The organism is uncultured Clostridium sp., assembly GCF_900547735.1.
GTDB lineage: Bacteria > Bacillota > Clostridia > Lachnospirales > Lachnospiraceae > Otoolea.
In genome coordinates this window covers 1-19,685 of the sequence record NZ_URHZ01000007.1, presented here as the reverse complement: position 1 = coordinate 19,685, position 19,685 = coordinate 1, and the positions used below count along the sequence as shown (strand labels likewise).

Annotated in this window: 16 protein-coding genes and 1 tRNA gene; 16 read left to right on the top strand and 1 reads right to left on the bottom strand. The window is 51.5% G+C overall.

The window, feature by feature from the left end; genetic code table 11:
* Positions 1–43: 43 nt before the first annotated feature.
* From QZT18_RS03400 to selB, 3 genes are all read left to right on the top strand, one after another.
* Positions 44–136: transfer RNA gene (locus QZT18_RS03400), tRNA-Sec, on the top strand.
* Positions 137–298: 162 nt separating this feature from the next.
* Entirely contained in the window at positions 299–1,690 is a 1,392-nt protein-coding gene (selA, locus tag QZT18_RS03395; RefSeq protein ID WP_294144233.1) for an L-seryl-tRNA(Sec) selenium transferase, read from the top strand.
* Positions 1,691–1,702: 12 nt separating this feature from the next.
* A complete protein-coding gene (gene selB, locus QZT18_RS03390; protein ID WP_294144231.1) occupies positions 1,703–3,610 on the top strand; it encodes a selenocysteine-specific translation elongation factor in 1,908 nt (635 codons plus the stop codon).
* A 103-nt stretch (positions 3,611–3,713) separates the two neighbouring features.
* Here selB and QZT18_RS03385 read toward each other — a convergent pair whose 3' ends face one another.
* Complete coding sequence (locus QZT18_RS03385; protein ID WP_294144229.1) at positions 3,714–4,589, bottom strand: LysR family transcriptional regulator; 876 nt, start codon at positions 4,587–4,589, stop codon at positions 3,714–3,716.
* 236 nt (positions 4,590–4,825) lie between these two features.
* Here QZT18_RS03385 and QZT18_RS03380 point away from each other — a divergent pair, with 236 nt between their 5' ends.
* The 13 genes from QZT18_RS03380 to QZT18_RS03320 all read left to right on the top strand — a co-directional run bounded on the left by QZT18_RS03380 (position 4,826) and on the right by QZT18_RS03320 (position 19,486).
* Positions 4,826–5,137, top strand: coding sequence for a hypothetical protein (locus QZT18_RS03380; protein WP_294144227.1), 312 nt, complete (start codon positions 4,826–4,828; stop codon positions 5,135–5,137).
* A gap of 39 nt (positions 5,138–5,176) precedes the next feature.
* Positions 5,177–6,550 (top strand): hypothetical protein, encoded by a 1,374-nt coding sequence (locus QZT18_RS03375; RefSeq protein ID WP_294144225.1) that lies wholly within the window; start codon positions 5,177–5,179, stop codon positions 6,548–6,550.
* 15 nt (positions 6,551–6,565) lie between these two features.
* On the top strand, positions 6,566–7,996 hold the full coding sequence (locus QZT18_RS03370) for an SLC13 family permease (RefSeq protein ID WP_294144222.1): 1,431 nt from the start codon (positions 6,566–6,568) through the stop codon (positions 7,994–7,996).
* 64 nt (positions 7,997–8,060) lie between these two features.
* Complete coding sequence (locus QZT18_RS03365; protein ID WP_294144220.1) at positions 8,061–8,981, top strand: NAD(P)/FAD-dependent oxidoreductase; 921 nt, start codon at positions 8,061–8,063, stop codon at positions 8,979–8,981.
* Positions 8,982–9,025: 44 nt separating this feature from the next.
* Entirely contained in the window at positions 9,026–10,237 is a 1,212-nt protein-coding gene (locus QZT18_RS03360; RefSeq protein WP_294144217.1) for a beta-propeller fold lactonase family protein, read from the top strand.
* A 168-nt stretch (positions 10,238–10,405) separates the two neighbouring features.
* On the top strand, positions 10,406–11,842 hold the full coding sequence (locus QZT18_RS03355; protein WP_294144215.1) for a sodium:solute symporter family protein: 1,437 nt from the start codon (positions 10,406–10,408) through the stop codon (positions 11,840–11,842).
* Entirely contained in the window at positions 11,826–13,172 is a 1,347-nt protein-coding gene (locus QZT18_RS03350) for a HAMP domain-containing sensor histidine kinase (protein ID WP_294144213.1), read from the top strand. Before QZT18_RS03355 ends, QZT18_RS03350 begins: the two co-directional genes overlap by 17 nt.
* Positions 13,147–14,502 carry a sigma-54 dependent transcriptional regulator gene (locus tag QZT18_RS03345; protein ID WP_294144211.1) on the top strand — a complete coding sequence of 452 codons (1,356 nt, stop codon included), beginning with the start codon at positions 13,147–13,149 and terminating at the stop codon, positions 14,500–14,502. The genes QZT18_RS03350 and QZT18_RS03345 overlap by 26 nt, the downstream gene beginning before the upstream one ends.
* A gap of 215 nt (positions 14,503–14,717) precedes the next feature.
* Positions 14,718–15,476, top strand: coding sequence for a LamB/YcsF family protein (locus QZT18_RS03340; protein WP_294144209.1), 759 nt, complete (start codon positions 14,718–14,720; stop codon positions 15,474–15,476).
* 49 nt (positions 15,477–15,525) lie between these two features.
* Positions 15,526–16,743 carry an NRAMP family divalent metal transporter gene (locus QZT18_RS03335; RefSeq protein ID WP_294144207.1) on the top strand — a complete coding sequence of 406 codons (1,218 nt, stop codon included), beginning with the start codon at positions 15,526–15,528 and terminating at the stop codon, positions 16,741–16,743.
* Positions 16,744–16,810: 67 nt separating this feature from the next.
* The gene (gene pxpB, locus QZT18_RS03330) at positions 16,811–17,539 is read left to right on the top strand and encodes a 5-oxoprolinase subunit PxpB (protein WP_294144205.1); all 729 of its coding nucleotides are present in this window, start codon (positions 16,811–16,813) and stop codon (positions 17,537–17,539) included.
* 2 nt (positions 17,540–17,541) lie between these two features.
* A complete protein-coding gene (locus QZT18_RS03325; RefSeq protein WP_294144203.1) occupies positions 17,542–18,639 on the top strand; it encodes a biotin-dependent carboxyltransferase family protein in 1,098 nt (365 codons plus the stop codon).
* A gap of 37 nt (positions 18,640–18,676) precedes the next feature.
* Entirely contained in the window at positions 18,677–19,486 is an 810-nt protein-coding gene (locus QZT18_RS03320; RefSeq protein ID WP_294144201.1) for a putative hydro-lyase, read from the top strand.
* Positions 19,487–19,685 lie beyond the last annotated feature (199 nt).

The window sequence follows — 19,685 nt, the reverse complement described above, 5'->3', positions numbered from 1 at the left end:
TAGTGACAAGCGGCCGGGGGGATGATAAGATAGTACAAAACGTGGAGGCAGATAAGTGCTGGTGTGCTTCGCGGTCTTCAAAACCGTTGTGGGGGGTTAGGAGCCTCCCGGGTGGGTTCGATCCCCACCTCCTCCGTTTTTTATATCATAGGAAAGTGCTCTATCATATAAAAAGCCCTCCGGGTGAGATGCGCACTCGCGCGTAGATGTAATATGCCGCTATGCGGCCGCGCTCGGCGCGAGAGTCCGGCAGGCCGGACTTTTTATAAAAATATCTGTGGCGGACAGGAGAACAAGAATGGAAGAAATGCAGGAATTACTCAGAGGAATTCCGAAGGTGGATGAGATGCTGCAGGATAAGCGTCTCCTTTTTTTTATGGATGAAATGCCGAGGCAGGTGCTCGTTGATGCGGTGAGGGAAATTACGGCGCTGGCCAGGGAAGAGATAAAGTCGGGGACGCGGCAGTATGCCGTGACGCCGGAGGAGATTGTTGAACAGGTGGAAGTGATGTTTACAGAGTGGCAGAGAAAAAATCTGAGAAGGGTAATTAACGCAACCGGAGTCGTCCTTCACACCAATCTGGGCCGAGCCAGGCTGTCTGAACGGGCGGCCGAAGCCGCTTCACAGGCGGCCAGGTTTTACACGAACCTGGAATATGACGTGGAGAGAGGAAAACGCGGCCTGAGGAATGACAGGGTGGAACAACTGGTAAAAGAACTGACCGGAGCCGAAGCCGCCATGGTTGTCAACAATAATGCGGCCGCTGCAATGCTCTGCCTGTCTGCCCTTGCACGGGGGAAAGAGGTAATTGTTTCCCGCGGCGAGCTGGTGGAAATCGGCGGTTCCTTCCGGATTCCCGAGATTATGGAGGAGAGCGGCGCAATTCTCGTTGAGACGGGAACTACCAATAAGACAAAGCCCTCGGACTACCGGAAAGCGTTCCGCGAGGGAGAAACAGGGGCATTTTTAAAGGTACACACCAGCAACTACCGGATTGTGGGATTTACAAGGGAGACAACACTGGAAGAGCTGAGCGAGATTAAAGAGGAATGCCAGGTTCCCGTCATTTACGATATGGGAAACGGGCTGATGTCTGACATGAGCCGGTATGGACTGGATGAACCCACGGTGGGGGATGCCCTCAGCTACGGCGCCGATGTAGTAATGTTCAGCGGTGACAAATTGCTTGGCGGCCCTCAGGGTGGAATTATCGTCGGAAAGAAAAAATATGTGGATAAGATGAAGGGACATCCCCTGGCCAGGGCGTTCCGCGTGGATAAGATGACGCTGGCCGCCATGGAGGCCACTTTCTGCCAGTATCAGGATATGGGCGGCGCATTCCGGGAGATACCGGCGCTGCGGATGATCACGGCGGGGGAAGAGGAGCTCCGGGAAAAAGCGGAGAGACTGCGAAGCCATATTCAGGAGCGTCTGCAGGTGGATATTCTGCACTTCGGCCTGGAGCCGTGTGATGATCAGGTAGGGGGAGGCTCCGCCCCGATGGTACTTTTAAAGGGCTGGGCCGTGACGGTGGATGGAGGTGCAGGAACTGCGGAGCATCTGGAGCGTTTGCTTAGAGAAGCTCAGGTCCCCGTTATTGCCAGAAGAGCCCATGACCGCGTCTGGCTCTCCGTAAGGACGATAGAAGAAGATGAATTTGATTTGATTGCACAGGCATTTTGCGGTTAGGAGGCAGAACGGATGCGGAATGTGATTGTCGGAACCGCCGGCCATGTGGATCACGGGAAGACGTGTCTGATTAAAGCGCTGACGGGGATTGACACGGACCGGCTGGCGGAGGAGAAAAAGCGGGGAATCACAATCGAGCTGGGATTTGCCAGCCTGCCCAATGACGAAGGGCTGCGAATTGGCATCGTCGATGTCCCGGGGCATGAAAAGTTTATCAGGAATATGCTGGCTGGAATTGGCGGCATTGATCTGGTTCTCCTTGTGATTGCCATGGATGAGGGGGTTATGCCTCAGACGGTGGAGCATTTCGAGATTCTCAGCATGCTTGGCATTGGAAGGGGGATCCTTGTTTTTACGAAGTCGGATCTTGTGGACGAAGAGTGGGCCATGATGGTGGAGGAAGACATAAAGGAGCTGGTGAAAGGCACTTTTATGGAAGAAGCTCCCACGGTCCGTGTTTCCGCCCGCACGGGAGACAACATCGGCAGGCTGAGACAGATGATCCTCGAGGAGGTCCGCGGTATAGAAGAAAAGAGGAGTGACGGGGAACTGTTCCGTCTGCCTGTTGACCGCGTTTTTACGGCCGGAGGGTTTGGAACCGTTGTGACGGGTACGCTTCTGGAGGGGAGCTGCCGTACGGGACAGGAGATCATGCTTTACCCGGAGGAGCGTCTGCTCAGGATCCGTGGGATTGAGAGCCATGGAAATCAGGAAGAGACGGCATCGGCAGGCCAGAGAACCGCGTTAAACCTTTCTGGAATTAAAAAGGAAGAGATTAGCCGTGGCTCCATTCTTGCGGCTCCGGGTTCCATCATTCCCGGAGCAATGGCAGATGTAAAGATCCGCCTGTTTTCCTCGACAGACCGGCGGCTTAAGAATGGAGACCGGGTCCACATCAGTTATGGGGCCGCACAGTCGGTGTGCAAGGTGGTTCTTCTTTCCATAGATGAGCTGGCGGGTGGGGAGGAGGCCTATGCCCAGCTTCGGTTTGACGAACCGGCGGCGGTAAAACGCGGGGATCGGTTTATCATCCGTTTTTATTCTCCTGTCGAGACATTCGGCGGTGGAGTGGTATTGGAGGCCGCAGCCGGTAAACACAGAAGATTCCGTGAAGAGGTGACGGAATTTCTCAGGATCAAGGAGACAGGAACCGATGAAGAAGCGGCGGAGGCCGGGATAAGGGAGTCCGGAACCCGGTTCCCCGAAAAGAAAGAGCTGGCGGTCCGCCTGAATACGACGGCCGGCCATATGGATGCGATACTGGAAAAATTGAAAAAACAGAAAAAGATCCTGATTCTAAGCAGTTCCTTTTGTATCCACAGGGAATACTGGGAGAAAATCGTCCGGCTGGCGGAGCTGGTATTAACACAGTTCCACAGCGGAAATCCCGTCTCACTGGGAATGGAGCGCGAGGAATTTAAAAGCAGGCTGGGGCAGGAACTTTATCTTCCTCCAAAGATACGGGAAGAGATTCTTAAGGAACTCATAAAGAGAAAGGTGGTAACGGCCGCCGCCAGCATGGTGGCCCTGGCCGGGTTTACCGCCGGTTATTCCGGGGAAAATGAGACGGTGAAACGGGAACTGGAAGCGCTCTACCGCCGATCCGGATGGGAGGTACCATCCAATGAAGAGGCCGCCGGCCGTTTTGGCGATAAGAAGCAGGCGCGCCGGATTATGGCGGAACTTACGCGGACGGGAGAGCTGGTCAAAGTGAACCCCGATGCCTATATGGCGGCGGAACACTGGGAGAGGGCGCTTGAAATCCTTCATGGGCACTTCAGGGAGAATGGGGAGATTACTCTGGCTGAGTACCGGGATTTGCTCGGCACTTCACGGAAATATTCCGTCATGCTTCTGGACGCATTTGACCGGAGAAAGATTACAAAGAAGAATGGGGATATCCGGATCCTGATGTCATAAACAGTGGATATTATTAAAACAAAGCGGTGGCAGTTAGAAACAGGCTCCCCCAGTGCACGGCGTTTTACCGCGACGGCACAGGGGGAGCCTGTTCTGCGTTGCTCTATTCATCGGCAGGCAGGGCCTGATAAAAGTCAATGATATTCTGCCTCATGGAAGCGAGGGCGGCTTTTTTTGTATCACTCATCCGCCAGTAGAGATAGAGAGGCAGGGTGACATCAAAATCCTGTACCGGAAGGAGCACAAGATCTTCCGTATCGGGGAGATTACGTTTTACCATCAGTCCGACGTGGATGCCGGAGCGTATGGCCTTCAGCATATCGGACGAGTTGCGTCCCAGAAACGTGATTCTCGGATGGAAATCATAGTCCGGATTCTGTTCCTTTACAACGTTGAACAGGGAGTGGGGGGCATCGGTGGAACAGAAAGAGCAGCGGTGCAGATCGGACAGCGTGACGGTCTCCGCCCTGGCGAGAGGGTGATATTTATTGGCCACGACTGCCAGCTTCTGATAGCGGAGCACTGCATGGGCGATATTAGAGTGGTGAAGATTTCCCATGGTGATGACGAGATCACAGTTCTGGCTCAGCAGCTCCTGTTCCCAGTTATTGGGAATGTTGTCCACCTTCAGGTTCATGCCCTTGGATAAAAGCAGATCGATAAGCTGGGAGTTGGTAGGCGAATTGGAACATGCCATCCGTACAAAACTGACGGAGTTCTTCTTCAGCTCCTCCATCTCACTTAAACAGGAACTCATAATATGATCGGCGGCCGTGACACCCTCCAAAAATATTTTTCCGTACTCGTTGAGCTGGATACCGCGCCCGGTTCGGTCAAAGAGCTGATAGCCGATATCGGCCTCCAGACGGCGGATGGAGGTGGACAGGGAAGGCTGGGTAATATTGAGTTTCTGGGCAGCTTTGCTCATATGCTGTGTCTGAGCCACTGCAATGAAATATTTCAGGGTAGCGGTATCCATGGAATGACCTCCTGTCTATTTGAAAATTATGTCACGCAGAAATCGTTTTCATAAATTCAGTCTATCACAGGGAAATAGGGGAGTCAATATTGAAGCAGGGCCTATACAGGGAAAGATATGAAACGGCAATTGATAGCTATGCGGTTATCAATCGCATGCAATGTCCAATTTGACCACTACTCACCTTTCGATATACAATAAAAATAATCAAACAAACAGAAACCAGGAGGTTGTTTATGGACGAAATGTACAGTGTTGTTTATCCTGTTGGGGTGCAGGCGACACAGGAGAGGAAGGTGGCCCCGTCCCTGCCGGATTTGAACGGCAAGGTAATTGGTGAGCTGTGGAACCACGGGTTCCGCGGGGATGAAACGTTTCCCATAATTGAGGAAAAAATCCGTGAGAAATATCCCGATGTCCGCTTTGTAAGCTATAAGGAATTCGGCAATTTCCACGATCCGTCCCAGGAGGAAAAAATGATGGCGGCCCTGCCCGAAATGCTCAAGAACTTCGGGTGCGATGCCGTAATCGTCGGAAACGGGTGCTGAGGGACCTGCGCGCCCGCAGTTGCGCGGGCAGGAATATTAGTGGAGAAAACGGGTATACCCGCGGTTGCGGTAGCATGCCAGGGTTTTCCATTTATGGTGAAAAAGATAGCAAAGAGTGCGGGCTTCCCGGATCTGCGCGTCGCAGAATATCCGGCGCCGATTGCCCTCGATGATGCGGCGGCTCTTAAGAGAAATACGGAGGAAATTGTCGTTCCCCGGATTCTGAAGGCTCTGACGGAACCCGTTAAAAGCACGGTCAGGGCAAAAAAACGCGGTCCGGGGGAGCGTGACATTGTTTTTGGAGGAAGCTACGAGGAGATACAGTCTTATTTTTATGAGAAACAGTGGTCGGACGGTCTGCCTGTTGTTCCTCCTACACTCGAAAAGGTGGAGGAATTCCTGAAGTTCACGGAACGCTCACCGGAGGAGGTAATCGGCATCCTGGAACCGGCCATGGGCGCCTGTACGGTGTGGAAAGTGGCGGTAAACGGAGTGATGGCGGGCTGCCGTCCCGAATATATGCCCATTCTGCTGGCGGTTGCCGAAATTGTGTCGGAGCCGGGATATAGTGTGAAGGATTCAGGGGCAACGCCGGGATGGGAAGCGGTTATCATGTTAAACGGCCCAATCCGTGACCAGCTTCAATTTAATTATAAGACAGGCCATCAGCGGCCCGGATCCCGGCCTAACATTTCCATCGGCCGTTTTTACAGGATGCTGATCCGTAACGTGGCGGGTTCGCTGCCGGGGGCGACGGATATGTCCACCCACGGCCAGATGTTTCGTGCCGTTGCACCGGAAAACGACAGGTTTTGTGAGGAAATCGGCTGGAAAACCCTGGGGGAGGAACAGGGATTTGCACAGGGGGAGAATGTGGTTACCATCACCTCCGGCCGTGTGACGAGCGATCCCTTCCAGTCCACAGGAGAGCTTGCCAAGCAGCATCTGGACTACATGACCGACTGGGTGGAGCGCATGATCGAACCTTATGAGGCGATGCGGCGTTACCAGGAGACCCATGTCCTCTTTATAAGCCCCGTCGTTGCAAAGCTTTTGTCGGAACAGGGGTACTCAAAACAGGACATTGACCGCTACATCAGGGAACATGCAAAGGTGACGGCGGAATATTTTGAAAAGAACAGCTCACGCTTTAACAACTGGAAACCATATAGTCTGAAAGAAGCGGTGGAGCAGGGGGACCTGCCCCGGGAGTGGTATGAATCGGATGATCCGAAGCGGATGGTGCCTTTACTTGGCCCGGAAGCAAGGATACTGGTAGTCGTGACAGGCGATCCCACGAGAAACAGGAGCCTGTTCTTCCGTGAGAATTACACGCAGGGACGATTGACCAGCAAGGCAGTGAAACTGCCGCCCAATTGGGATGAACTTTTAAAAAATTCGATGAATGCTTAAACGGGGGACGGGTAAATGAACAAAAGTATCAAAGAGAAGGACAGCTTTAAAATTTCGTTTATTATTCTTGCAGTGATTGTCGTACTGACAGGACTTGTGACCACACCGCCGGAGGGACTTTCCGTGGAGGGGTGGCGCATGCTGGCCATTGTCGTTGCCGCTATGGCGCTTTTTATCAGTGAGGCCACGCCGCTGCCAATCACATGCATGATGATTATTTTCACTATGAAGTACACGGGAGTGGTGCCCTGGAAAACAATCCAGCAGACCGCATGCAGCAGCACCGTATTTTTCTGTATGGCCGGGTTTGGGCTGGGAGCGGCGCTCCAGAACACAAACCTGGCGGCTGTCCTGCTCAGGACGCTTTACAAACTGGGCAGGGGTGATTCCGGAAAAATGATAGGCGCGGTCGTATGGATGGCTGCAATCATCTCCATCTTTGTCTCCGACGGAGCGGCCCAGATCGTGACACTGGCCGTAGTCACCGGAGTGGTCAGGGCGATCGGGGATCCGGAGCCGCGCACCAGCCGGTTTGCGGGCGGCATGATGATGGCCGTTACGGTCGGAGCTTTTACAGGAGGACTGTTCCTGCCCTGCTCCAACAGCGTCAATGTTGCCATTATGGACTTGAGCGAGGTGGTTTCCGGCCGTGTCATGACCTTTTTCCAGTGGGCTATCTTTGGAATTCCTTGCGGATTTCTGCTGACGCTTATGGCATCCAGGCTGATTCCAAGGTACTTTAAGCCGGAAACGCTAACTGTCGGGCAGACGGAGGAGATTGAGAAGATGTTCGGCTCCATTCCGGAACGGCTTGACAGGAAGGACTGGAGCTATGTCATTATTACTGCTATTATGATGGTATGCTGGATTGCCAGCAACTGGATCAAAACGCTTGATGTCGCAACGGTGGCAATCGGGGGAATGTTCCTGATGATGCTGCCCGGCATCAACCTTCTGTCTGGAAAAGACTATAAAAAGAACTTTTCTGCAATGGTCATCGTGACCATGCTCTGCATATTTCCTCTGGCGGCGGGCATGTCCAGCACCGGAGCCGGAGAATGGCTCGTCAATAAGATGTTTGCCGATTCAACGGGCTGGAACACGATCACGGTCTACATTATGGCTACCCTGGCGGCATTTATGGTACATACGCTGGTTCCTCAGGGTTCAGCCAACGGAGCTTTGAGCGCAGCGGTAATCGCGCCTGTCTGCGTGGCCGCAGGCATTCCGTGCGCGGCGGCCATGTTTGTAATCGGTATACAGGCGGGAACCGGATTCCTCTTCCCGATTGAGGGGACGTGGGCCTACACATTCGGAACCGGTCACTATTCGTTCGGGGACTGTATCAGGGGCAACTGGCCGCTGACACTGGCCGGGATGCTCATGTGTGTCATTCTGGTGCCGCTTTTGGCGTATGTGTATACGGCGATCGGTTTCATCGGATAAGAGAGAAGCAAGGGGAAAGATATTCAGGAAAACATTAAAAAAAACAGTTGGGAGAGGAAAGCATATGTTTACAGATTATGATGTAATTATTATCGGTTCGGGCTGTGCGGGCCTGGCAGCAGGCATTTACACAAGCCGCGCGGGTCTTGAAACTTATATTATTGAAAAAGGTTCCATGGGCGGGGAGGCGATGAGCCGCCAGTTGATTGAGAATTATCCCGGGTTTGCGGAGGGAATTATGGGGCCGGAACTGGCAGAAGCAATGCTGGAACAGGCCGCCGGCACAGGAGCCGGGATAGAGGCCGGTGAGGTGACCTCAATTCAGGATAAGGGAAATTATAAAATAGTCAGGACGCAAGACGATTCTTTGACCTGCCGGGGAATTATCATTGCCTCCGGTTCCCATCCGAGAAAGCTTGGAGTGCCGGGGGAGGCCGAACTCTCCGGCAAGGGCGTGTTCTACTGTGCAACCTGTGACGGACCCCAGTGCGCCGGGAAACCGGTAGTTGTGGCAGGCGCGGGAGACAGCGGAATCACGGAGGCGTTATACCTGGAAAAACTGGGCTGCCGCGTGACGGTTGTGGAATTGATGGAACAGCCGAAGGCATCGAAGGTACTGCTTGACCGGGCCGAAGAGAATCCGAATATTGAAGTGCTCTGCGGAACCAGGATTGAGGCGGTTACAGGGAAAGAATGGGTGACCGGCGTTGCGGTGGAAGATGTGGCTTCCGGTGAAAAGCGCGTTTTGGATGTGGAGGGAATCTATGTCAGAATCGGTCTGATTCCCAATACGCAGTTCCTGGAAAACACCATAAACCTTACCCCGGCCGGCCAGATTCCGGTCAATGAGAGCATGGCCACCGAACTTCCGGGCGTTTACGCAGCCGGGGATATCAGACAGTATTCACCGGCCCAGATGGCGACAGCCGTGGGTGACGGGGTAACTGCGGCCATGTCTCTGGGAAGATACCTTTCATCCCTGTGAGACAAAACACACCAAATATGTTTGAGAAATCAGAGGAAAAGCCCATGGAAGAGCTTAAGAAAAACAACTGTACCGCGGCGGGACGGGGAAATACCTTTGTATACGCTGGAAACTGGACCGTCCAGGCAGAGGATAATGAGAGCGGCATCGGTATTTATAAATATTCGGAAGAGGATGGCTCACTTCAATATCTGGAAACCGTGCGGCCGGATATCACACCCGGAATAATCTGTGCGGATCAAAGAAGAAACGTCCTTTACATGGTGGATGAACAGAAAAACAGCCCCGCTTTTGCCATGCAGGGCGGCGGCGGACGGGTGCTTGCCTTTTCGGTCGGACGGGAAGACGGTTCTCTGACACAGCTTGGGGAGGAACAGCCCTCCTTCGGAACCCTCCCGACCTATGCGGCCCAGGACGGTACCGGAAACTGGCTGGTCGTTGTAAACCACGGAGATAAGCAGGCGATTACAAAGGCCGTGAAAGGCAGGGACGGGAAGTTCCGTGTCGTCACGGACTTCAGCGAGGTTACGGTGGCGCTCTATCCGCTGGACAGGGACGGAAGTATCCTGCCTGCCTGTGATATGCTGAAATTTGAACCCGACAGAAGCGTAATTCCGGTAAAGAACGCCTGTCTCCACGCCGTCTATTTTGCGCCGGACGGGGAGCATCTTATCATAACCAATATGAAACAGGACCGGGTTCTCATGCTTCGGATCGACCACAGGCGGAGAGAGCTTGCAATCTGCGACACACTCAGATGTCCGGAGGGAAGCTGGCCGCGCTACGGGACGTTCCATCCGGAAAAAAAGCTGTTTTACATGAATAATGAGCGTGCGCTCACGGTCAATACCATCCGTTACGATGAAAACGGATGTCTTTCAATGGTTCAGACTCTGAATGCGTCTCCCGGTCTCGGCTGCGTCAAAGAGGGAAAACGCATTTCCCAGTCCGATATCAAAATCAGTAAGGACGGGAAATTTGTCTATGATTTCTACCGGTACACGGATGCGCTGACCGTATTTGCCGTGGATGAAGAGAGCGGGCTGCTGACCATGATCCAGAGCCTGGAACTGAAAGAAAAGAGACCGCGCGGCTTTGCCGTTTCCCCCGACGGCAGGTTCCTGCTGGTGGCAAATCTGACGGGCAGTATCACCAGGCTGGCGGTTGCCGCGGACGGAACCGTGAGCAAAGAGGAAGTTGTGGACAGGAATATGAAGTGTCCGGGAAATATTCTGTTCTATTCTTCAGAGGAATAAGAACGCCGCCGGCCGGGGGATGATAACCTCCCCCGGCCCGCCGTCTTCCGGAAGCGTCCGCACATCTCAACCATACTTTATTGACGAACCCTCCCCTACCACGTATAATTAAGAGCAGGAAAAAACGGAAGAACATGCCTTAAGGCATACCGGCATAGTGGGGGGAAAATGAGCAAAACATTTGTTTATCTGGTCTATTTCGGACTTTATTCGCTGGCAATTCTTATTATAGGAAAATCGTCCTTCGGCGAGAGTGATTCCATTTCTAAATTTTTTGTAGGAGAGAGGAAAATCGGCGTCTGCCGGCTCTTTTTTACATTTGTGGGAACCTGGATTTCGGCGGCCACGATTCTGGGGTATACGGGAAACGTGTACCAGAACGGTGTGGCCGTCATTTCCATGTCCGTTATTCCGTGGTTTATCGGAGCCGTGATGCTGTATGCAATCAGTGACCGGCTTTACGACAACGACATTTTTACAATTCCCCAGTTAATTCGCAACCGGTACGGCTCCAAGGGACTGCAGATTGCCTCGGCCCTTTTGATGTCGGGCGGATATGTGCTGTATCTCGTCATGCAGATAAAGGGGTTTGGCATTGCCGCCTCCAACCTGCTCAATATCGACTACAAGGTGGCCGTTTTTCTGGTGTATCTGTTCATCCTTTATTCCACCTTCGGCGGTTTTAACTCCGTTACCAAGACGGACGCCGGGAATCTGGTGATGCTTGCAATCAGTGTCGGGGTGATCTACTTTGTCATTGTGGGAAAAGTGGAGGGAACATGGCTCCTGACCGACGGCACCGTGGCCCGGGAAACAATGAAGGCCGGAGCGGTGGTGGAGCAGAAGGGACTGTTCCGGGATTATTCCCCTCTTATGTATATCTCCATGTTCTTCGGCTGGGGGATGGGGCTGGCTACGAATCCCCAGTATATGGTCCGAATTATTGCAGCAAAAGATAAGAAAACGGCAAAGAGGATGCTTCTCTGCGCTATGGGGTTTCTGGCGGTATTCTATTTCGCCCTGACCCAGATCGGTCTGGGGCTTAAAATCCTGTTTCCTCATCTGGAGACATTCTGTGCAACGGACGACATCTTTGTCTACGCGATTGATCATCTGCTCCATACGAGGTTCAGCGGCTTTTTCCTGATCAGCGTGATCGGAGCCTGCCTCTCTACCGCCAACTCCCAGCTTCTGCTGATTGGCTCCATGCTCTCCTACGACGTGGCCGGCCAGTTCGGAAGCAATGGGATGAAGGAGGAAAAGCTCCTGGTCCGGGCCAGATGGTTTATTTTTATCGGCGGCACCCTGTCCCTGATTCTCTCCATCAATCCGCCGGGCAATATCCTGTTTTTTGGGGCGGATGTATGGGGAGCATTTGCAGTGGTTTTTACGCCGCTTATTTACGGCGCCCTGCTGTATCCGAAGGGAACAAAAGCAGGGGCCTATGCGGCATTTATAACGGGAGTCCTCTGTTCGCTCCTGCTTTGGGGGAGAACCACCAGGGTGTATTGGGCTTTTCCGGCCACGGCCTGTTCCGTCTTTGCATACCTTGCAGTTTCGTACATTGAGAGAAAATGGGGGATGAGAGATGAAATGGCTGAGTGATAGACTGTCAAAATGGTTTTTCCAGATAGAAAATGAAATCCTGGTTCCCTTTTTATTCGTAGGAATCATCGTAATCTGCGGGTTCGGCGCCATTTCCTATTACAACGGCTACACGATGCAGAGGGATAACCAGAAAGCAATGGCGCTTCAGATGTTTGATGAGATTAACAAGGACGTCAATTTCCTGACCGGGAAAATCAGCGAGGACGATCTGAGGGAGAAATACAGATATTACGGGCGCGGATATATCAGAATCACCGATGAAAACGGAACGGTTCTGACCTATGAAAGCAGCGCAGCATCCGACCGGGAGGTGTTCCTCACCAATGAGACTGGCAATAAACTGGGATGGAAGCTGGAATTCCTGATAGACGGTAAGACATTTGGGGAGGAGATCCTGGAAAAACAGAACTATGTGGTGGTCGGAGCGATTGCGTCTCTTCTCATTATTATCCAGGCCAGTATTTTTATTTCCCACAACATTACAAGGCCCATCAGGAGCATGAGCAGCACCTGCAGGGAAATCAATAAAAATAAGGGAAATTACAGAAATTACCGGTTTGAGTCGGTCAAGAGAAAGGATGAGATTGGCCAGCTTGCCGTCACATTTGAAAGCCTGCTCCGCAATATGGACAACTACACCAAGATGGAATATACCAGTAAGATGTCCGCCACCCTTGCCCATGAAATAAAAAATCCCATCGCAGGGATACGTTCTGGCATCCAGCTTCTGAAGGACAGGGCGGCCAAAGAGGGAGACAGGATGCTCTGTGAGAGCATGATCAAGGAGATCGACCGGGTGACGGCTCTTATTATGAACCTGTTTACCCTCTCCGTGAAAAAGGAGTCCCCGAAGGAACTGATATCCTTTGAAAAGGTGATTGGCGAGATTGCAATGATTTATTCCAAGGGGCCGGAGGGACAGAAAGTCACGATGGAAACCGGTGTTGAGGAGGGGCTGACCGGTTATCTGAATGAAAATGAATTCCGCCAGATTGCCCATAACCTGATCAGCAACAGCATCAAGTCCATCCCGTTTGGCACGGATGGACGGCTTAAAATCACAGGAAAGAGTGACGGCAGCAGGGCATTGATAGAATTTCAGGACAACGGAAAAGGCATGAGTAAGGAGGAACTGGCTCAGGCCATGGAACCGTTTTACACAAAGAGCATCAATGGAATCGGCATCGGCCTCGCCATTGTCAAGAAACTGGTGGAACAGAACGGAGGCGCTCTGGAAATGGCCAGCGCCTGCGGGGAGGGAACCTGCGTGAGACTCACATTTTACAGGAGGGAGGAAGACTATGAAGAAAATATTAGTCGTGGATGACGAATTTCTGATCCGCTATACACTGGAAGAGGGATTAAAGGACAGGGGATACGATGCAAAATCCGCCGGCACCATTGAGGAGGCCCTGGAATGCGTGAAAAGTTTCCATCCCAATGTGGTGATTCTCGACAACCTCCTGGAACACAGCGTGGGGATCGACGAGATAGCCACCTTCAAGGGAATGGATGACGACATCCAGGTCATTCTCATGACGGCTTACGGCTCCGTATCCCAGGCCGTGGAGGCCACAAAGAGAGGGGCCTATGACTATGTCCTGAAACCGTTTGACGTGGATGAGATCGACTTTATCATCAAAAGATGTCTGGAGCAGATGAAACGGAAGGATTCCCTGGAATTTTTAAAGGGAAAATCTCAGGATTTTACCGGAGTCAGTGAAGCGGTCTGTCAGATCCGCTCTCAGATTAAGGTGCTGGGGGAGAATTCCTCCGTCAATGTCCTGATCCGGGGAGAAACGGGAACCGGCAAAGAGGTGGTGGCCAGGCAGATCCACGACTGCAGTGACAGGAGGGAGAACCTGATGGTCAGAATCAACTGCGGCGCTATTCCTGAGAACCTGCTTGAGAGCGAGCTGTTCGGCTATGAGAGGGGAGCATTTGCGGGCGCGTTAAAGACGAAGAAGGGGCTGATCGAGCTGGCGAACGGGGGAACCGTTTTTCTGGATGAGATAGGAGAACTGCCCCTGGCCATGCAGACAAAACTCCTGGCATTTTTAGATGACAGGAAATATAAACGGATCGGCGGGCTGGAAGATATCGAACTGGATGTCAGAGTGATTGCGGCCACGAACCGGAACCTGGAAAAGGCCATCGAGAGCAAACAGTTCAGGGAAGACTTATTTTACCGGCTCAACGTCATGCAGATCGTAATTCCGCCGCTTCGGGAGAGACGGGAGGACATACCGGCCCTCTGCGATTATTATCTCGACTACTATAATAAATCATTTGCCAGGAATATTGAAAAAGTGGAGCCGGGATTTATGAGGGAGCTGATACTGTATGACTGGAAAGGTAATGTCAGGGAACTTAAGAATATTTTCGAACGCTGTTTTTTATTCAGCCAGGGCAATGTGCTGGAAAAGCATGTGGAACTGACGCCGGTTGAAAAAACGGAGGCCTCAGGCAGCGGAAACTGCTATTACCTTAAGAATCTGGATGAAGGCCCAATCAGTCTGGAACAGGAGGTTTCCGTGCTGGAAAAACTCTATATGGAGCAGGCGCTTAAACTCTGTAACAACAACCTGACGAAGGCAGCGGCCCTTCTCGGAACAACCCGTTTTTCGATGAAAAGAAGGATGGACCGGGAGGAATAGGGCTCGGGCGGATGTGAACAGTGCAAAAAGTCACATCGTGCAAAAACGCACGCAAAATTCGTGCGTTTTTGCACGATTTTTGCGTTAATAAGAAAGAAAAATAAATATAATCAAAATCAATATTGAAAAATATGGAAAAGTCAGATAAAATAATACTGTTGGGATCATATGGTCCAAGGGGCAAAGACAATGAGCAAGGTAAGGAGGATAAGACTATGTATTATGTGGATCTGAACAGTGATTTGGGCGAGAGTTTCGGCAATTATACCATTGGCATGGACGGTGAGATTCTTAAATATGTATCGTCCGCAAACGTAGCATGCGGATGGCATGCAGGTGATCCGATCGTGATGGAGAAAACGGTTGCCACTGCGAAGGAAAATGGGGTAGCTATAGGGGCCCATCCGGGATTTCCCGACTTAATGGGATTTGGCAGAAGAAATATGGTGGTTACTCCGGAGGAAGCAAAGGCTTATGTGAAGTACCAGCTTGGCGCTTTAAAGGCATTTACGGACAGCCACGGGGTTAAGATTCAGCATGTAAAACCGCACGGCGCGCTTTACAATATGGCGGCAGTTGACGAGAAACTGGCAAAGGCAATGTGCGAGGCAGTTTATGAAGTTGATAAAGATATCATTTTCATGGGTCTGGCCGGTTCGAAGATGATCGAGGCAGCAGAGGCGGCAGGCCTTAAGGCAGCCAGTGAAGTATTTGCAGACAGGGCATACAATGACGACGGCACTCTGGTTTCCAGAAAATTAGAGGGCGCTGTAATTAAGGATAAAGATCTGGCAATCAAACGCGTAGTCAGAATGGTCAAAGAAGGCAAGGTAGAGAGCATTAACGGCAATGACATCGCCATCAAGGCAGATTCCATCTGTGTTCACGGCGACAATCCAAAGGCTCTTGAATTTGTAAAAAATATCCGCGAAACTCTGATCGCGGAAGGCGTAGAGATTAAAAATCTCATGTAAGGGGAATGAAAACAAAGCTTTAAAGTAATCTAAGGCGAAGGAGATATATATGGGAGAGAAGAAAAAGAATAATATGACGGTCCTTCTGGGCGCCGCGTTCCTGATGGCCACATCGGCAATCGGACCCGGTTTCCTGACACAGACGGCTACATTTACAGGCCAGTACGGTTCCGTATTTGCAATGGTTATCATCTGTACGATCCTTCTGGATCTTACAACACAGTTAAACATCTGGTCGATTATCGGAGTTTCCGGTATGCGCGGCCAGGATATTGCCAACAAGGTACTTCCGGGACTGGGATATTTTATCGCATTCCTTGTTGCCCTCGGCGGCCTGGTATTTAACATCGGTAACGTCGGCGGCGCAGCCACCGGACTGAACGTCATGTTCGGCCTTCCAATTAAGGCAGGCACAATCATCGGCGGAGCTATCGGTATTCTGATTTTCCTGTCCAAGGATGCGAAAGCAGGAATGGATAAGATGACAAAATACCTGGGAAGTATTATGATTCTTGTAGTACTTTTCGTTGCATTTAAATCCAAACCTCCGGTAGGAGAGGCAGTGACAAGTGTCTTCCGTTTTTCCGAAGCTCCGGGACTGGTATTCCCGATGATCACACTGCTTGGCGGAAGCTGCGGCGGATATATTACGTTCTCCGGCGCCCACCGTCTGCTTGACGCAGGTTTTTCAGGCACAAAAGACCTTCCGGAAGTACGCAGATCCGTTCTTATGGGTATCGGCGTATCCGGAACAATGAGAATCTTATTATTCCTTGCAGTCCTGGGCGTTGTTACGGCTATGCCTCAGGTTGTCGGAAGCGATGCATGGGTGGCCAGCCCGCCGGCAGCAGCATTCCAGGCAGGCGCGGGAGTGATTGGCTATAAGATTTTCGGCCTCGTAATTTTCTTTGCGGCTTGTACGTCCATTATCGGTGCGGCTTATACGTCCGTATCCTTCTTAAAAACACTGCATCCGTTTATCATGGCAAATGAGAAATGGTTTGTCATCGGATTTATTGCAATATCAACGTTTATTATGACCTTATTAGGACAGCCGGCAACCCTGCTCGTACTGGCGGGCTCCGTAAACGGACTGATCCTTCCTCTGACTCTTCTGACCATCCTTCTGGCCAGCAGGAGAAAAGACATTGTAGGAGAAAACTACAAACATCCTATGATTCTGATCGTTCTGGGAATCGGCGTTGTACTCCTGACCGGTTATTCAGGCATCAAGGCACTTCCGAAGATTCTGACTATCTTTGGCTGATAAAATATAACTGTTCCGTCGGGCGGGGATTTCCTGCCCGACGTCTGACGAATTCGGAGGGAAATAAATGAGCGAAGTAAGATACCTTGTATCGGGCGACTGCTCTGTATGCGTAGAGTTCGGCAACGAGATCAGCCCCGATATTAACAAAAAAATCAGGGCATTCAAAATTGCTGTGGAAAAAAGCGGTATTGAAGGAATCGTAGAGACGGTTCCCACCTACCGTTCCCTGCTTGTCTATTACAAGCCGGAAGTCATCAGCTTTAAACAGATTTCCGAAAAATTTGAGGAGCTGATGGGCTCCCTGGACAACATTGAGATTCCGCCGCCATCCGTGATTGAGATTCCGGTTCTCTATGGAGGAGAAATGGGTCCGGATATTGTAAACGTGGCCGAACACAACGGAAAGACAGTCGACGAAGTAATTAAGATTCACACATCGGAAGAATATCTGATTTATATGATTGGATTTATTGCCGGATTCCCTTATCTGGGCGGCATGAGTAAAGAAATCGCAACTCCAAGGCTTAAAAGCCCAAGGGTAAAAATCGACGGCGGCTCGGTTGGAATCGCCGGAGAGCAGACCGGTATCTACCCGTTGGATTCCCCGGGAGGATGGCAGCTCATTGGAAGGACTCCGCTTAAGCTTTATGACGCGGAGCGTGAAAAACCGGTGCTTCTGGAGGCTGGACAGTACATAAAATTTAAGTCCATTACCCAGGATGAGTATGACAAAACGCTGAAAGCTGTGGAAGACGGCAGCTACCAGTATGTTGTGTACGACAAGGAGGTGTAACGATGGGCGTCAAATTTTTAAATGGAGGATTCCTCACAACAATCCAGGATATGGGACGCGTTGGTTACCAGGAGTCCGGTATGTCCGTATCCGGCGTCATGGATCAGCGCTCTGCGGCGCTTTCGAACATCCTTGTTGGGAATGACGAGAATGAGGGCGTGCTCGAAGTCACACTGATGGGACCGATGATGGAATTCACGGCCGACAATATCATTGCGGTGACGGGAGCGAATCTTGGACCGAAGTTAAACGGGAAGGATCTGCCGATGTACCAGGCGGTGCCGGTACAGAAAGGCGATTCCATGAGTTTCGCCGGAATGTTCAGCGGCAGCAGGGCCTACGTGGCTTTTGCGGGAGGGCTGGATATTCCGCTTATTATGGGAAGCAAGTCCACAAACCTGAAATCTAAAGTAGGAGGATTTGAGGGCAGGAAGCTGGGAGCAGGAGATGAGATCGCATTTACCGATCCAAAGACCACCCTTCCCAACATGTATCTGAGAAAAATAAAGGCCGACGATTTCACTAAAACGGAGCAGGAGCTGCGCGTGGTGATGGGACCGCAGGACGACTATTTTACGGAGCAGGGAATTAATACGTTCTTAAGCGAAACCTATACGTTTACCAATGAATCGGACCGTATGGGCTGCCGCTGTGAGGGCGAGGTGATTGAGCACAAGAACGGCGGCGACATCATCACCGACGGTATCGCTTTCGGCGCAATCCAGGTTCCGTCCCACGGCAAGCCAATCATCATGATGGCCGACCACCAGACGACCGGAGGCTACACAAAGATTGCCAGTGTAATTTCCGTGGATCTCCCGAAGGTTGCACAGTCCAGGCCGGGATATAAAGTAAAATTCAAGAAGGTTTCCATCGAGGAGGCCCAGCAGTTATATATTGCCCAGGCGGAAGAGTTCAAAGCGCTGAAGGAAAAGCTTTCCAAGGCGCCGGAACCGTGTACGGAGCGGGACGCAGCCATTCAGGCGGCGGTTGCCCACGAGGCGCGCAAATACTGGAGCCGGGCAGGCAAGTATAAAGTCCGGATCGACGGTGAGGAATTTATCGTTGAAATCCAGGAAGAGAGAGAAGGCCTGCGGTAGCGGCATATCGGAAATTAGAACAGGGAGGTAGATACCCATGAAAGATTACAGCAAGACATCACCGGAAGAAATATGGAAACTGATCCGGTCCGGCGAAATTGATTACCCGACAGCGGGAATGTGTGCGGGATATGCTCAGGCAAACCTGGTCATCCTGCCCAAACAGTATGCTGAAGATTTTAAAGAGTTCGCAAGGAAAAATCCGAAACCATGCCCAATCCTGGAAGTGGTGGAGGGAACTCCCGATGTTCACGATATGGGAGAAGGTTCCAATATCGTGACCGATATCCCGAGATATTTTATTTACAGGGACGGCGTCAGAGCTGAGGAAGTAACCGATGCCTCCTCCTACTGGCAGGATGATTTTACCGGTTTCCTGATTGGCTGCAGCTTTTCCTTTGAGGAAGCGCTTATGAAGGCTGGAATCGAAGTGCGCCATATCGCGATGGGCTGCAATGTACCGATGTATAAGACCAATATCCAGTGCGAGAAAGCAGGCGTATTCGAAGGGCCGACGGTTGTCAGCATGCGCCCGATGACTCCGGAGAATGCACAGATTGCCAAGGAGATTACCGACCGTTATCCAAATGTTCACGGAGGGCCGATTCAGATTGGGGATCCGGAAAAAATCGGAATCAGGGATATCAACAAGCCCGATTACGGCGACAGCGTTGAGATTCGCGAGGGAGAAATCCCGGTATTCTGGGCCTGCGGCGTAACACCCCAGGCTGCGATTGAGAATGCAAAGCTTCCGCTTGTCATCACCCACGCTCCGGGACATATGTTCATCACCAATGTGCTGAACACGGAGCTGAATGATTTTCTGGAGGCTAAAAAGCAGAAATAGCGGATATAGTTTGAGTAACAGACACAGCAGTAAAGTTGCCTTATCTAATTATGTATATAATATAAGGAAAAAAAGTTCATTACAAAAAAGCGGCGGGAAGAGGGGAGATGTTCCGGAAAGGGAAGCTCTCCTTTTCTCTTTGTGTGAGGATTTAGTTGAGATGCGAGGACGCCTCTGTAAGACGGCGGACGGGGGAGTG